The 14729-nt window shown below is 61.3% G+C and carries 13 protein-coding genes and 1 pseudogene; 4 read left to right on the top strand and 10 right to left on the bottom strand.

Translation table 11 applies throughout. From position 1 onward, the window contains the following. The first annotated feature begins 156 nt into the window (after positions 1 to 156). From ACVWYU_RS05585 to ACVWYU_RS05595, 3 genes are read left to right on the top strand one after another with little or no spacing between them, the layout of a single operon-like run. A complete protein-coding gene (locus tag ACVWYU_RS05585) occupies positions 157 to 1401 on the top strand; it encodes an exonuclease SbcCD subunit D C-terminal domain-containing protein (RefSeq protein WP_390956305.1) in 1245 nt (414 codons plus the stop codon). Next, positions 1398 to 5039, top strand: coding sequence for an AAA family ATPase (locus ACVWYU_RS05590; protein ID WP_457372170.1), 3642 nt, complete (start codon positions 1398 to 1400; stop codon positions 5037 to 5039). The genes ACVWYU_RS05585 and ACVWYU_RS05590 overlap by 4 nt, the downstream gene beginning before the upstream one ends. Further along, positions 5036 to 5632, top strand: coding sequence for a glutathione S-transferase (locus ACVWYU_RS05595; protein WP_457372171.1), 597 nt, complete (start codon positions 5036 to 5038; stop codon positions 5630 to 5632). The genes ACVWYU_RS05590 and ACVWYU_RS05595 overlap by 4 nt, the downstream gene beginning before the upstream one ends. A gap of 14 nt (positions 5633 to 5646) precedes the next feature. Here ACVWYU_RS05595 and ACVWYU_RS05600 read toward each other — a convergent pair. The 10 genes and pseudogenes from ACVWYU_RS05600 to ACVWYU_RS05645 all read right to left on the bottom strand — a co-directional run. Continuing rightward, positions 5647 to 5751: pseudogene (locus tag ACVWYU_RS05600) on the bottom strand (outer membrane lipoprotein carrier protein LolA); the annotation flags it as partial. Between the two features lie 30 nt (positions 5752 to 5781). Further along, positions 5782 to 6039 carry a hypothetical protein gene (locus ACVWYU_RS05605; RefSeq protein WP_457372172.1) on the bottom strand — a complete coding sequence of 86 codons (258 nt, stop codon included), beginning with the start codon at positions 6037 to 6039 and terminating at the stop codon, positions 5782 to 5784. Beyond that, positions 6036 to 6248 carry a hypothetical protein gene (locus ACVWYU_RS05610; RefSeq protein ID WP_457372173.1) on the bottom strand — a complete coding sequence of 71 codons (213 nt, stop codon included), beginning with the start codon at positions 6246 to 6248 and terminating at the stop codon, positions 6036 to 6038. The genes ACVWYU_RS05605 and ACVWYU_RS05610 overlap by 4 nt, the downstream gene beginning before the upstream one ends. A 115-nt stretch (positions 6249 to 6363) precedes the next feature. Next, positions 6364 to 6489, bottom strand: a complete 126-nt coding sequence (locus ACVWYU_RS05615) for a hypothetical protein (protein WP_281198154.1) — start codon at positions 6487 to 6489, stop codon at positions 6364 to 6366. A gap of 208 nt (positions 6490 to 6697) precedes the next feature. Next, positions 6698 to 6877, bottom strand: a complete 180-nt coding sequence (locus ACVWYU_RS05620; protein WP_090320901.1) for a hypothetical protein — start codon at positions 6875 to 6877, stop codon at positions 6698 to 6700. A 156-nt stretch (positions 6878 to 7033) separates the two neighbouring features. After that, entirely contained in the window at positions 7034 to 8203 is a 1170-nt protein-coding gene (locus ACVWYU_RS05625) for a lactonase family protein (RefSeq protein WP_457372174.1), read from the bottom strand. Beyond that, positions 8196 to 8546: a DUF5629 family protein gene (locus ACVWYU_RS05630; RefSeq protein WP_457372175.1), complete on the bottom strand. Its 351-nt coding sequence runs from the start codon at positions 8544 to 8546 to the stop codon at positions 8196 to 8198. The genes ACVWYU_RS05625 and ACVWYU_RS05630 overlap by 8 nt, the downstream gene beginning before the upstream one ends. Positions 8547 to 8617: 71 nt before the next feature. Continuing rightward, a complete protein-coding gene (locus ACVWYU_RS05635; RefSeq protein WP_457372176.1) occupies positions 8618 to 10198 on the bottom strand; it encodes an aldehyde dehydrogenase (NADP(+)) in 1581 nt (526 codons plus the stop codon). A 10-nt stretch (positions 10199 to 10208) separates the two neighbouring features. After that, positions 10209 to 11201, bottom strand: coding sequence for an AraD1 family protein (gene araD1 / locus ACVWYU_RS05640; protein ID WP_457372177.1), 993 nt, complete (start codon positions 11199 to 11201; stop codon positions 10209 to 10211). Between the two features lie 159 nt (positions 11202 to 11360). Beyond that, positions 11361 to 12683 (bottom strand): MFS transporter, encoded by a 1323-nt coding sequence (locus ACVWYU_RS05645; RefSeq protein ID WP_090320887.1) that lies wholly within the window; start codon positions 12681 to 12683, stop codon positions 11361 to 11363. Positions 12684 to 12876: 193 nt separating this feature from the next. Between ACVWYU_RS05645 and ACVWYU_RS05650 the strand changes: the two genes are divergently transcribed. Next, positions 12877 to 14613: an IlvD/Edd family dehydratase gene (locus tag ACVWYU_RS05650; protein WP_457372178.1), complete on the top strand. Its 1737-nt coding sequence runs from the start codon at positions 12877 to 12879 to the stop codon at positions 14611 to 14613. The last annotated feature ends 116 nt before the right edge of the window (positions 14614 to 14729 follow it).

Consider the following 14729-nt stretch of genomic DNA (forward strand, 5'->3'; position numbering starts at 1 on the left):
GACATTTCATGCACTGTGATGCGTACTCGCTGTAGGAGCTGTCCGAGGCCAAGTTTTTTGCCTTCTGCATTCCCGACCTTTTACCAGTAAACTCTTTCCCCTTTCGCCGCGTCATGTGTCCCCGCGGCCATCACCTTTTATCTAGCGGAGTTGCCCTTGCGTCTGTTCCACACCTCCGACTGGCACCTCGGGCAGAACCTGCACGGCCAGGATCGCGATTTCGAGCACGGTTGTTTTCTCGACTGGCTGTTGCGTCAGCTCAAGCTGGATCAGCCTGATGTGCTGCTGATCGCCGGCGACATCTTCGACACGGTCAACCCGCCGGTCAAAGCCCAGGAACGCCTCTACGACTTCATCGTCAGCGCCCACGAGCAGCAGCCGTCGCTGACCATCGTGATGATTGCCGGCAACCATGATTCCGGATCGCGGATCGAACTGCCCGCGCCTTTGATGCGCCGCTTGCGCACCCATGCCCTGGGTCGCGTGTTGTGGCTCGATGACGGGCAACTGGACGCCGAACGCCTGTTGCTGCCTCTGCCGGACGCTAGCGGTGAAATCGCCGGCTGGTGCCTGGCGCTACCGTTCCTGCGCCCGGCGGAAGTGACCGGCGCGCATCTGGGCGACAACTACCTGCGCGGCATTGGCCAGGTTCATGAATGGCTGATCGAAGCGGCCAACGCCAAACGTCAGCCGGGCCAGGCACTGATCGCCATCAGCCATGCGCACATGGCCGGTGGTTCGGTGTCGGAAGACTCCGAGCGCAGCCTGATCATCGGCAACGCCGAAGCCCTGCCCGCCAGCCTGTTCGGGCCGAGCATCAGCTACGTGGCCCTCGGACATTTGCACAAGCCGCAAAAGGTCAACGGCGAGGAGCGCATTCGCTACAGCGGCTCGCCGATTCCGTTGTCGTTCTCCGAGATCGGCTACCAGCACCAGATTCTCGACATCACCCTCGACGGCGAAACCCTGGTCAGCGTTGAACCCAGACTCATTCCCCGTGCGGTGAACCTGCAGCGTCTCGGCCCGGCGCCGCTGGCGGAGATCCTGTTGCAGTTGGCGGACTTGCCGAACATCGACCTGCTCGCCGACCTGCAGCGTCAACCCTGGCTTGAAGTCCGGGTGCGCCTCGACGAACCGCAACCCGACTTGCGCCATCAAGTGGAAAGCGCCCTGCAAGGCAAGGCTGTGCGACTGGTGCGCATCGCCGCCGAATACGCCGGAAATGGCAGTCGTGACGGCGCCGAGGACGGTGCGGCGCTGATCGAACTGGACCAGCTCACCCCGCAGGAACTGTTCAGCCGGGCCTGGCAGGACAATTACGGCAGCGAAGTCGACGAGCAAACCCTCAAGGACTTTGCCGAGTTGCTGCAAGACGTGCAGATGGAGGGCGAACAGCCATGAAGATCCTCGCGATCCGCCTGAAAAACCTCGCCTCCCTGGCCGGGCCCTTTGAAATCGACTTCACCGCCGAACCTCTGGCCAGTGCCGGCCTGTTCGCCATCACCGGACCGACCGGCGCCGGCAAAAGCACCTTGCTCGATGCCCTGTGCCTGGCGTTGTTTGGTGCCGTGCCGCGGCTGAACAACACCGGCCGCGACGCCAAGGTGCCAGACGCCGATGGCGAAATCGGCACCGGTGACCCGCGTACGCTGCTGCGTCGCGGCACCGGTGAGGGCTATGCCGAAGTGGATTTCGTCGGTGTCGACGGCCGCCGCTATCGCGCACGCTGGGAAGCCAACCGCGCCCGGGAAAAGGCCGGTGGCAAGCTGCAGGCCAGTCGCCAGAGCCTGCGTGACATCGATCAGGATCAACTGCTGGCCAGCCAGAAAGGCGAATACAAGACCCAACTCGAAGCCGCCCTGGGCCTGAACTTCGAACAGTTCACCCGTGCCGTGCTGCTGGCCCAAAGCGAGTTCAGCGCCTTCCTCAAGGCCGATGACAACGACCGCAGCGAACTGCTGGAAAAACTCACCGACACGGCGCTCTACACCCGTCTCGGCCGTCGGGCCTTCGACAAGACCAAAGAGGCCCGCGAGGCGCACAAGCTCCTGCAGGACCAGGCCAGCGGTGTCACCCCGCTGTCGCCCGAAGCCCGTGCAGAGCTGGATGAACGCTTCAACGAAGCGCAGCAACAGCTGAAGTTGCAGCAGGCGCAACTCAAGCAGCTGGAGCAGCAACACACCTGGCTCAGGGATTTGCGCCAGTTGCAGGACGCGCAACAAGCGGCCGCCGAGCAACTGCACAGTTCGCAACAACAGTGGGAAGGTCTGGCCGGCGAACGCCTCAAGCTCACACGCCTTGAACAACTCGCCCCGCAACGTCACCAGTTCGCGCGCAAGACGGAACTCGATGCGCAACTGACGCCACTGGCTGCACAGATTGCTACACACACCCGCCAACATGGCGAACTCAGCGAACGCCAGACGCAACTGGAGCAAACCCTCGATTCGGCGAAAAACGCCCTGAGCGAAGCGCAGCAGCGGCACAGCGAAAGCGCCCCGCTGCTGCGTCAGGCGTTCGAGGAGCAAAGCACCCTCGCCCGCCTCGCCAAGGACACCGCCCTCAGCGCCGACGCCCGACAGTCCGCCGAGCAGGCCTGCACGCAAGGCCAGAGCGGCATTGAAACCTTGCAGGAAAAACAGGCCCAGGTCGCTGAACGCCTGCAAAAAATGGCCGCCGAGCTGGAACAGAGCACCCATCTGGCGCCGTTGAGCGATGCATGGAATGCCTACCGCGATCGCCTGCAACAGCTGATGCTGATTGGCAATCGCCTGAACAAGGGCCAGGCCGAACTGGCCAGCCTCGAACAGAAGGCGGCGCAAAGCGCCGAAGCACTGAACACGCAAAAACAGCAACTGGAAGTGCTGTTCAAAGAGGCCGGCGCCGAGCCGGATGCGGTTGCCGAGCAGATCGGTATCCTTGGCAACCTGTTGCAGGACAATCGCAAACAACTGCGCGCCATTGAAGACATGACGCGGCTCTGGGCCAGTCAGCAGGAGCTGGAAAAACGCGGCGCCGAGCTGCACCAGCGACTGCTCGATGCGCAACAGGAGCGCGAGCGCCTGACCCAGGACGGGGTCAAAACCAAAGCCGAACTCAGCGTCGCCGAACAAACCCTCAACGTCACCCGTGAACTGCTCGAACGCCAGCGTCTGGCCCGTAGCGCCAGTGTCGAAGAGTTGCGCGCGCAGTTGCAGGACGACCAGCCCTGCCCGGTCTGCGGCAGCAACGAGCACCCGTATCATCAGCCCGAAGCACTGCTGCAAAGCCTGGGTCGCCACGATGAAAATGAGCAGGCCTCGGCCCAGCAGGCGGTGGATCAGATCAAGGAAAAGCTCACCGAGCTGCGCGCCGAAGTCGGTGGTGTGATCGCCCGGCAGAAAGAGCTGCTGCAACAGCAAGAACAATTGACCGCCCAACTCCAGGCACTGGCGCCGAGCCTGGAGGCGCACCCGCTGGGCACTTCGTTGTTCAATCAGGACGCCGACAAGCGCGACGCCTGGCTGACCCGGCAAAACGATCAGTTGAACCAAAGCATCACCCAGGACGAACAACGTCAAAGCGCCCTGCTCACCCTGCAGCAGGATGCCGCGCGCCTGACCCAGCAACTGCGCAATACCGAGACCGCGCATCAGCAAGCTGCGCAGCACCTGAGCAATCAACAACGCGAACTGAGCAGCGACCGTCAGCGCCTCGACGAGGAACTCACCGCGTTCGCCAGCCTGCTGCCGGCCGAAACCCTCGAGGCCTTGCGCGTCGAGCCGGCGGCAACCTTCATGCAGCTGGATCGACAGATCGCCGAGCGCCTGGCGCAAGTCGATCAGCAAAAGGAAGAACTGGCCGAACAGCAGCAACGTCAGCAGACGCTGGAGAAGGAACAGGATCGCCAGCTCAGCCGCATCCAGCAGCTGCAAAGTGCCAAGCAGCAGTTCAGTGCTCTGGCCGAACAGCAACAGGCCTGTCAGGCGAAACTCGCGCAACTGCTGGGCGAACACAGCAGCGCCGAGCACTGGCAGCAGCAACTGGAACAGGCCGTGGAGCAGGCGCGCAACGCCGAAACCACCACAGCTTCGGAACTGCAGAACGTGCGCACGCAATACGTGCGGATTGGCGCGGAACTCAAGGCACAACAGGAGCGCTTGCAAGCGCTGCAAAGCGAAGACAACGAGCTGACGCAGAAGATTGCCGACTGGCGCGCGCGTCATCCCGAGCTGGATGACGGCGGTCTCGAAGACCTGCTGCGGGTCGATGACACGCACGTCAGCGAACTGCGCCAGCGCTTGCAGAACAGCGAAAAAACCATCGAACAGGCCAAGGTGCTGCTGCAGGAACGTGACCAGCGCCTGGCCGATCATCAGGCCCAGCACAATGGCAACCTCGACGCCGAGCAACTCGCCAGCGCCCTCACCGACCTGCAAAACCAGTTCGGCCTCAGCGAACAACGCTGCGCTGAATTGCGTGCCGAGCAGGCTGAGGACCAGCGCCGGCAAAACGCCAATCAGGCCCTGGCGCAACAGATTGCCGACGCCTACGCCGAATTCCAGCGCTGGGCCCGTTTGAATGCGTTGATCGGTTCGGCCACCGGCGACACCTTCCGCAAAATCGCCCAGGCCTACAACCTCGACTTGCTGGTCCATCACGCCAACGTGCAACTGCGCCAACTGGTGCGCCGCTATCGCCTCAAGCGCGGCGGCAGCATGCTGGGGTTGCTGGTGATGGACACCGAGATGGGCGACGAACTGCGTTCGGTGCATTCGTTGTCCGGTGGCGAGACCTTCCTGGTGTCGCTGGCGCTGGCGCTGGGCCTGGCATCGATGGCGTCGAGCACGCTGAAAATCGAATCGCTGTTCATCGACGAAGGCTTCGGCAGCCTCGACCCGGAATCCCTGCAACTGGCCATGGACGCTCTCGACGGCCTGCAGGCCCAGGGCCGCAAGGTCGCGGTCATTTCCCACGTGCAGGAAATGCATGAACGGATTCCAGTACAGATTCAGGTCCGTCGCCAAGGCAACGGCCTCAGCACCCTGGAGGTGAAATGACCACGCTCTATTCCTTCCGCCGCTGCCCATACGCCATGCGGGCGCGCATGGCCCTGCGCTACTCAGGGGTTGAGGTCAGCATTGTCGAAGTCAGTCTGAAGGCCAAGCCCGCCGAAATGCTCGCGCTGTCGAGCAAAGGCACGGTGCCGGTGCTGAATGTGGACGGCCGGGTCATTGATGAAAGCCTGGAAATCATGCGCTGGGCGTTGGCGCAGAACGATCCCCAGGATTGGTTGCTCAAGGATGATCCGCAGGGACAGCTGACCATTGCCGCACTGATCGAGGAAAACGACCAGGCGTTCAAGCTGCAGCTCAATCGCTACAAGTACGCCGAACGCTACCCCGAGCATGCGATGGAGTTTTACCGCGCCGAGGGCGAGGTGTTCTTGCGCAAGCTCGACGAGATGCTCGAGGGTCATGCCTGCTTGCTGGCCGATCATCCCAGCCTCGCCGACGTGGCGTTGATGCCGTTCGTTCGGCAATTCGCCCATGTCGATCGCGAATGGTTCGCGCAGACGCCTTATCGGCGGTTGCAGGCCTGGTTGCAGCGGTTTATCGAGTCGACATTGTTTACGTCGATCATGGCGAAATAAACGCGCCCCTCTGCAGGAGCGAGCCTGCTCGCGAAAAACCTGAGAGCGCCGCGCGGTGACAGGTGCTCAGCGTCATCGTTAACGACCATCGCGAGCAGGCTCGCTCCCACAGGGATCATGGTGATTCAGTGATTCAGTGATTCAGTGATTCAGGCCAGCACTTCACACATTCCGATCATCGAGCAGTCCACTTCGAACGGCCCGAAAAAGCCGCTTTCAGGTTCGACCGGCGGATTACCGGCCAGCATCCCCATGGCCTTGGCGGTCTCGATGTTACGCGCGATGTTGTGGTTGGCCTCGATGGCTCGTGCCACCCCGCCTATCGAACCTTGCCCGATCCCCAGCAAGGAAAATCCATTGGTGATGAATGCCAGAATGGCAATGACCAAAAACTTGCATCTGTTCATGCTCCGCCGACTCCCGCGAGATCAGCCTGATCGACCATCGCCTGTTGGGCGCGGTGTTCAAACTGGATGCCGGGATGCGCGACTTGAATCGGCGCTTCGAAGGATTGTTGCGACTGCGGCGAAAGACTGACCACCAGCACCATGACCAGGTAAAGACCGATAGCCACATAGGCGCCATGTTTGGCAGAAGTGATGATTGCGCTGGCCATGATGTTCTCCGTGGGCATGTTTCAATGTCCACAGGATCGATCAAATAAGCGCGGATAACCAACGAGTCCGGTCTATAGCAACTATCAGCTTCGTTGATCATTGAAGCAGACTGTTTCAGTCTTCAATAAAACTCATCAGGCGTTCCCGGGCAGCGTCAGGCTCGCCGGGAATAGGCTGTGCAGCGGATAAAATGGGTGTGGAATAGAGAAACAGCAGCACCACAGCCAGACGCATCGCCATCTTGTCGATCCTTTTCTTGAGAAGGAGTCAAAAAATCAGCGTCAAATTTAAACGTGCAGTGGAGTGATATCAAGCAGAAGATTGATGGCTATTTGATGCTGTCGTAAATGCGTTATGCAGGAGCGACATCACTTCTACGCCTTTCGGTCCGCGGACGGTCGATAGGCAAGTGACTTCGCTCCTGCATAAAGGGGGCAGGAAGTAGCTTTCAGTGTTGGGCTTTGTGATCCAGCGCGGCGTAGAAGTTGGCGCTCTGCTGCAGGTATTTCTGGGTGTAGCTCTGGGTGTGGGATTTTTTCTCGCTGATTTCAACGTTGGCACTGGCTGGCAGGGCAACGGAAGCAGAGATGGCGGAAGCGGCGATTACGGAAAAGAGATTGAAGTTCATGGCGGTATTCCTCGAAGTCAGTTGGCTTGCTTGCCCGGTGGGGCCGTGAAGCAAACTTAACCTTCGAGGGTCGGTGTCTTGAAATGCTTTGCAGCATTACCAGATATCAGCCTCATTGATAGAACAGCGCAGACCCCTTAGACCGGGGCCTGCGGCCTATTGTCGCAGCAAAAACTTGAGATCGCTCGGGGCGTCCATCGGCAACTTTTGCACGGTTTTGCCCAGCAAACCGGTCTTGGCATCGCGCTCGACGACGACAATCTGGTTGCTCTTCTGATTGGCGATCAGCACAAATTTGCCACTCGGATCGAGGCTGAACTCACGCGGGTGGTCGCCTTCCACCGAACGACGTTGCAGCTCCTTGAGGTGGCCGGTTGCAGGGTCGATGGCGAACACCAGCAACTGATTGGCGGTGCCACGGTTGCTGACGTAAAGGAATTTGCCGTCTGCCGAGGCATGTAACGCGGCGGCAGCCTTGTCCGAGACCGGCTGGCCGGCCGCCAGGTCGACCATCTGCGTCTGCACCAGCGAGCCGTCCCGGTAATCGAATACCGCCACCTGTGCACTCATCTCCATGGTCAGCCAGGCGTGTTTGCCATCGGCGCTGAACAGCAAATGCCGTGGCCCGCTGCCGGCAGGCAACTGGACGAACGCCGGCTTGGCCGGGGTCAAAGGCAGGTCCGGGTTGGCCTTGGGATCGAACCGGTAGGCAAAAACCCGGTCCGCGCCCAGGTCATTGGAGAACACGTATCGGCCATCCGGCGCCGAGACCGTCGAATGCACGTGCGCCGACATCTGCCGCTCGGGATTGACCCGACTGGCCGGATGGCTGCTCATCTGCACCACCGGCTTGAGCGCACCGTCGGCATTCACTGGTAACACCGCCAGGGTGCCACCGGGATCTTCGGCCACCGAGTAGTTGCTGACAAACAGATGGCTGGCGTCAGCGCTGAGGCTCGAATGCGTCGGTTCATTGCCCAGGCTCTGCACCTGATTGATCAGGCTCAGCTCATGGGTCTTGGGGTCGATTGCGTAGCTGCTCACTCGCCCTACCGGATCGGTCTGGCCGGGGCCGTTTTCGTTGACCACGAACAGACGACGCTGATCCTTTGACAGGGTCAGCCAGGAAGGATTTTCGCTTTTGACCACTTGCAGGGGTTTGGCGTCGATCTGCCCGGTCGCGCTGTCGAAATGCAGCCGATAGATGCCCTGGCTTTGTCCGGCGGTGTACGAACCCACCAGCAGTTGATAGTCCTCGGCAGAAGCGACTTGAACACCCATCGCACCGATGCTGCCGGCCATGAACAATGGCCAGAAGTTACGCATCCTCATTTTCATCGTCTTCATCATCGTCATCGTTGTCACCGCCAATGACGTCACCGAGGCAAACCAGGCGATGTTCACCAGAATCACCCGTGATCAACCAGCTTTGCAAAGTGCTGTCGAAGCTAGCGGCCTGGATTTGCGCCGGTGTGAACTCCCAATGCCTGGCCGCTCGACCGTCCATGCATTCGATGTGCAGGTTGTCGTCCTCGTCGAGGGAAAATTCAAAGGCGTGCAGCCCGTCGATTTCCACCATACCGCAGTGTACGAGGACGTTGAGCAAGGTGTCAGTGGCAGCAGTCATGGCATTCAATCTTTGGAAGGGAAAGACGCAATGATAGCTCATGGGTTTGCTGACTGTTCCACACAATCCGTGGGTGCCGGCTTGCCCGCTCCCACGGGGACTGTCACCCGCGATCAGATCGCGTCGCGGGAGGGCTTGCCATCCACCAGGCGCTGAATGCCCAGCGGATTAGCATTCTGCAACGCCTCCGGCAGCAAGTTGTCCGGGTAATTCTGGAAGCACACCGGACGCAGGAAACGGTCGATGGCCAGGGTGCCCACCGACGTGCCGCGAGCGTCCGACGTCGCCGGATACGGCCCACCATGCACCATCGAATCGCACACCTCGACACCGGTGGGATAGCCGTTGACCAGGATTCGCCCGACCTTCTGCTCCAGCAAGGCCGTGAGCTCACCGAACTGTTCAAAGTCAGCCTGTTCACCCAAGATCGTCGCGGTCAACTGACCGTGCAGCCCATTCAATGCAGCGTGCAGTTGTGCCTGGTCGGCCACTTCCACCACTACGGTGGTCGGGCCAAACACTTCCTCTTGCAGCACCTCGTCGCCGTTGATCAGCAAGCTGACATCGGCCTTGAACAGTTGCGCCTGCGCCTGATGACCTTGTTGCGGTTTGCCCGCCAGGTGCTCGATGCCCGGATGATCGGAAAGCTTTTGCAGGCCCTTGCCATAGCTGCCCAGGGTTCCGGCGTTGAGCATGGTTTGCGCCGGTTGATCGGCCATCATGTCGGCGAGCAATTTGAGGAACGCGCTGAACTGCGGCGAACGGATACCGATAACAAGGCCGGGGTTAGTGCAGAACTGACCACAGCCTTGAACCACGGAAGCCGACAGGCCACGGGCAATGGTTTCCGTGCGCTCTTGCAGTGCCTGGGGCAGCACGATCACCGGGTTGATGCTCGACATCTCGGCGAACACCGGTATCGGTTGTGCACGCGCCGCCGCCATGTCGCACAACGCCCTGCCGCCCTTGAGCGAACCGGTGAAGCCCACCGCCTGAATGGCCGGATGCTTGACCAGTGCTTCGCCGACGCCAGCGCCGTAGATCATGTTGAAGACGCCGGTCGGCATCGCGGTCTTTTGCGCCGCGCGGACGATGGCATCGGCCACCTGCTCCGCCGTGGCCATGTGTCCACTGTGGGCCTTGAACACCACCGGGCAACCGGCGGCCAGTGCCGCAGCGGTATCGCCACCCGCGGTGGAAAAGGCCAGGGGAAAATTGCTCGCTCCAAACACTGCCACCGGCCCGAGGCCGATGCGGTACTGGCGCAGATCGGGTCGCGGCAGCGGTTGGCGCTCAGGCAGCGCCTGGTCGATGCGCGCCCCGTAGAAGTCGCCGCGCCGCAGCACCTTGGCGAACAAACGCATCTGCGCGCTGGTGCGGCCGCGCTCGCCGATGATCCGTGCCGCTGGCAGCGCGGTTTCACGGCAAACCAGCGTCACGAACGCGTCGCCCAGGGCATCGAGTTCATCGGCGATGGCCTCGAGAAACTGCGCGCGACGCTCGGCGCTCAAGCGCCGATAAGCCGGGTACGCAAGGGCCGCAGCCTTGGCGGCGGCATCGACCTCCTCCGGTGTCGCCTGGTAGAAATCATGGGGCAGTGCTTCGCCCGTTTCGGCGTCGACACTCTGCAATTTGACGGTGCCCAGCGCGCTGCGCTGGCCGCCGATGTAGTTGTGGCCAAGAATCCGGGTCATGGGTAACGCCTCACAAGGTGCCGACGGAGCCGGGTTCGAACGCCGCTTCGACCGGCGAAATGCCATTGATCAACGGCGCGCCGAACTCGGCCTGACTGATTTCGAACACGTCACCGGGACGGGTGCGCACACCCTCGGCGAACGACAGGGTCGCGGTGCCGAAGAAATGAATGTGCACGTCCCCCGGCCGCAGGAACTGGCTGTACTTGAAATGGTGAAATTCCAGGTTGGCCAGGCTGTGGCACATGTTCGCTTCGCCGCTGAGGAACTCGTTCTGCCACAGCACTTCACCGTCCCGCAGGATGCGACTGGTACCGGCCAGGTGCTGCGGCAGATCGCCGACTCGCAGTTCCGGCCCGTAGCTGCAACTGCGCAATTTTGAATGGGCCAGGTACAGGTAGTTCTTGCGCTCCATCACGTGATCGGAGAACTCGTTACCCACGGCAAAACCAAGGCGATAGGGTTTGCCATTCTGGCCGATGACGTACAGGCCACTGATTTCAGGCTCTTCTCCGGCGTCTTCGGCAAACGGTGGCAACGGGAACGGCTGGCCCGGACGCACGACAATGCTGCCATCGCCCTTGTAAAACCATTCAGGCTGCACGCCGGCCTGACCCGCTTCGGGCTTACCGCCCTCCACGCCCCACTTGAAGATACGCATGGTGTCGGTCATCGCCGTTTCGTCACCGGCCTGCTGATGCATTTTGTCCCGGGCCGAAGCGCTGCCCAGGTGCGTCAGTCCGGTGCCGCTGATCAGCATGTGCGCCGGGTCGGGATGATCCAGTGGCGGCAGGATGCGCAGTTGCGCCAGCAGTTCGGCGTAGTCATGGCTGATCCCCAGCCCCAGGTTTTTCACTTGCTGCTCGAGGTTGACCCCGGCCTCGATCGCCGCCAGTGCCAGGTCACGAACCGTGCGCGCGTCCTGCACCTCACGCACCATTCCTTGCTCGACGACGCCAACCCGGCGCTCGCCGTTACTCAATTCGAATTGAACCAGACGCATGAATCTCTCCTGTAAACACAGAACTTGGGCACACCTGACTCCCTGTGGGAGCGGGCTTGCCCGCGATGACGGCAGCACATTCAACATTCATGTGCCAGATGGATTGCTATCGCGGGCAAGCCCGCTCCCACAGGGATAGTGGTGATTTCCAGTTATGGGTCAGGTGCGGGTTGCGCCGCGGGCACTGGCGGCAAACTCATCGGCCGGCAGCACGTGCTTGCGTTCCAGCAGGCGATAGACCACGCCGGTCAGCACCAGACCGAACAGCATGACGCCGGACAGGAAGTACAAACCCGAGGCCAGGTTGCCGGTGTATTCCTTGAGCGCGCCGATCACGAACGGGCCGATGTAGCCGCCGAGGTTGCCCACCGAGTTGATCAGGGCAATCCCCGCCGCTGCGCTGGCGCCAGCGAAGAAGCGGCCGGGCAAGGTCCAGAAGATCGCCGTGCAGGAAAACAGCGCGAATGCCACCAGGCAAAGCGCTGCCAGCTGCAGCACCGGCACCGACAGCCAGGCGCTGAAGAACAAGCCGATGGCACCCAATACGTAAAGCACCGCGAGGTGGCCGTAGCGATCGTTCAGACGGTCGGAACTGCGCGGAATGATCAGCAAGCCGATGATTCCGAAAATGTACGGCACCGATGAAACGAACCCGGTCACCAGATCGCTGCCACCAAATTGCTTGATCAGCGTCGGCAGCCACAGGCCCAGGCCATAGATGCTCAGCGTCACCGGCAAGTAGAACAGCGCCAGCAGCAACACGCGTTTGTCCTTCAGAGCATGCAAGGGGTTGCCGTGACGGGTTTGGCCGTACTGTTCCAGGTCTTTTTTCAGCTCGCCGGTCAGCCAGTCTTTCTCGGACTGGTCCATCCATTTCACCTGTTGCGGGCCGTCCGGCAGGTAACGCAGCACCGGCCAGGTCAGCAGGATCGCCGGGGTGCCGATGACGATGAACAACCATTGCCAGCCATGCAGTCCGAGCACGCCGTCCATGCCCAGCAATCCGCCGGACACCGGCCCGGTGATCATCATCGCGATGGGTTGGGACAGGATGAACAGCCCGAGGATCTTGCCGCGATGGCGCACCGGGAACCACTGGGTGATGTAGTAGAGAACGCCCGGGAAGAACCCGGCTTCGGCTGCACCGAGCAGGAAACGCATCACATAGAAGCTGTTCGGCCCCTGGACGAAGGCCATGCCGATGGTGATGGCGCCCCAGGTGATCATGATCCGCGCGAACCAGCGCCGCGCACCGAAGCGGTCGAGCATCAGGTTGCTGGGGATTTCCAGCAGGAAGTAACCGATGAAGAACAGCCCTGCGCCCAAGCCATAAGCCGCATCGCCCAGGCCGATGTCGGCGCCCATGTGCAATTTGGCGAAGCCCACGGCGGAGCGATCCACATAGGCGATCAGGTACAGCAGGATCAGGAAGGGAATCAGTTTCAGCGTGATGCGGCGAACAAGCCGCAGTTCCTGGCTCATGAGATCGGTCTCCGATTGTTGTTTTTATAGAACCTTGGGAGACGCCTCTCACGGAAAACCGTCAGGGCCATCCCTCCGTTGAAAGCGACTATATAGTAATACTAATTACCCAACAACACTTCCAAACAGGTCAATTTACGCTTATGTTAGGCGCAAGCTTGAACCATATAGTCATACAATAAGAGAATTGATCATGTCTGATAAGAAACCCACCCTGCGCTCCGCCCAATGGTTTGGCACGGCCGACAAGAACGGCTTCATGTACCGCAGCTGGATGAAGAATCAGGGCATCGCCGACCACCAGTTCCATGGCAAGCCGATCATCGGCATCTGCAACACCTGGTCGGAACTGACGCCGTGCAACGCGCATTTCCGCCAGATTGCCGAGCACGTCAAACGCGGCGTGATCGAGGCCGGTGGTTTCCCCGTGGAATTCCCGGTGTTCTCCAATGGCGAATCGAACCTGCGCCCCACCGCCATGCTCACCCGCAACCTGGCCAGCATGGACGTGGAAGAAGCCATTCGCGGCAACCCGATTGACGGCGTGGTGCTGCTGACCGGCTGCGATAAAACCACCCCGGCGCTACTGATGGGAGCGGCCAGTTGCGACGTGCCGGCCATCGTCGTCACCGGCGGACCGATGCTCAACGGTAAACACAAGGGCAAGGACATTGGCTCGGGCACGGTGGTCTGGCAGCTCAGCGAACAGGTCAAGGCCGGCACCATCACGATCGATGATTTCCTTGCAGCCGAGGGCGGCATGTCGCGCTCCGCCGGCACCTGCAACACCATGGGCACCGCCTCGACCATGGCCTGCATGGCGGAAGCACTCGGCACTTCCCTGCCCCACAACGCGGCGATTCCAGCCGTCGATGCGCGGCGTTATGTGCTGGCACACATGTCCGGCATGCGCGCCGTGGAAATGGTCCGCGAAGACCTGAAACTGTCGAAGATCCTGACCCGGGAAGCCTTCGAAAACGCCATTCGCGTCAATGCCGCCATTGGCGGATCGACCAACGCCGTGATCCACCTCAAAGCCATTGCCGGCCGCATCGGCGTGGAACTGGATCTCGACGACTGGACCCGCATCGGGCGCGGCATGCCGACCATCGTCGACCTGCAGCCCTCCGGGCGCTTCCTGATGGAAGAGTTCTACTACGCCGGTGGTTTGCCGGCGGTGTTGCGCCGTCTCGGCGAGGCCAATCTGATCCCGAACCCGAACGCCTTGACCGTCAACGGCAAGTCCATCGGCGAGAACACCAGGGACGCACCGATCTACGGCGAAGATGAAGTGATCCGCACCCTCGACAACCCGATTCGCGCCGACGGTGGCATCTGCGTATTGCGCGGCAACCTGGCGCCCCTCGGTGCCGTACTCAAGCCTTCTGCTGCCACACCGGAATTGATGCAACATCGCGGGCGTGCGGTGGTGTTCGAGAACTTCGACCTGTACAAGGCGCGGATCAACGACCCGGAGCTGGACGTCGACGCCAACTCGATCCTGGTCATGAAAAACTGCGGGCCCAAGGGTTATCCGGGCATGGCCGAGGTCGGCAACATGGGCCTGCCGGCCAAGCTATTGGCCCAGGGCGTGACCGATATGGTGCGCATATCCGACGCACGCATGAGCGGCACGGCGTATGGCACCGTTGTCCTGCACGTAGCGCCGGAAGCGGCTGCGGGCGGCCCATTGGCGGCGGTGAAGGAAGGTGACTGGATCGAACTCGATTGCGCCAGTGGCCGCCTGCACCTGGACATCCCGGACGCCGAACTGGCCGCACGCATGGCGGACCTGCAACTGCCGCAGCCATTGTTGGTGGGCGGTTATCGCCAGCTGTACATCGACCATGTCTTGCAGGCGGATCAGGGTTGCGACTTCGATTTCCTGGTCGGCTGCCGTGGGGCTGAAGTGCCACGTCACTCCCACTAACCCCACCCCCCTGTAGGAGCGAGCCTGCTCGCGATGAGCTTGAAGGCGACGCATGCTTTCAGACAGCACGCGCGATCGTTCAAGTCCATCGCGAGCAGGCTCGCTCCTACGGTCGT

The sequence above is a fragment of the Pseudomonas sp. TE12234 genome, assembly GCF_054061835.1.

Bases quoted from the DNA above. Each gene is read 5' to 3' on its own strand.
- ACVWYU_RS05610 (WP_457372173.1), bottom strand. From the start codon at position 6,248: ATGGCCAGCGCAATCATCACTTCTGCCAAACATGGCGCCTATGTGGCT.
- ACVWYU_RS05635 (WP_457372176.1), bottom strand. From the start codon at position 10,198: ATGACCCGGATTCTTGGCCACAACTACATCGGCGGCCAGCGCAGCGCG.
- ACVWYU_RS05630 (WP_457372175.1), bottom strand. From the start codon at position 8,546: ATGAGCTATCATTGCGTCTTTCCCTTCCAAAGATTGAATGCCATGACT.
- ACVWYU_RS05645 (WP_090320887.1), bottom strand. From the start codon at position 12,683: ATGAGCCAGGAACTGCGGCTTGTTCGCCGCATCACGCTGAAACTGATT.
- ACVWYU_RS05595 (WP_457372171.1), top strand. From the start codon at position 5,036: ATGACCACGCTCTATTCCTTCCGCCGCTGCCCATACGCCATGCGGGCG.
- ACVWYU_RS05650 (WP_457372178.1), top strand. From the start codon at position 12,877: ATGTCTGATAAGAAACCCACCCTGCGCTCCGCCCAATGGTTTGGCACG.
- ACVWYU_RS05590 (WP_457372170.1), top strand. From the start codon at position 1,398: ATGAAGATCCTCGCGATCCGCCTGAAAAACCTCGCCTCCCTGGCCGGG.
- ACVWYU_RS05620 (WP_090320901.1), bottom strand. From the start codon at position 6,877: ATGAACTTCAATCTCTTTTCCGTAATCGCCGCTTCCGCCATCTCTGCT.
- ACVWYU_RS05625 (WP_457372174.1), bottom strand. From the start codon at position 8,203: ATGCGTAACTTCTGGCCATTGTTCATGGCCGGCAGCATCGGTGCGATG.
- araD1 (WP_457372177.1), bottom strand. From the start codon at position 11,201: ATGCGTCTGGTTCAATTCGAATTGAGTAACGGCGAGCGCCGGGTTGGC.
- ACVWYU_RS05605 (WP_457372172.1), bottom strand. From the start codon at position 6,039: ATGAACAGATGCAAGTTTTTGGTCATTGCCATTCTGGCATTCATCACC.
- ACVWYU_RS05615 (WP_281198154.1), bottom strand. From the start codon at position 6,489: ATGGCGATGCGTCTGGCTGTGGTGCTGCTGTTTCTCTATTCCACACCC.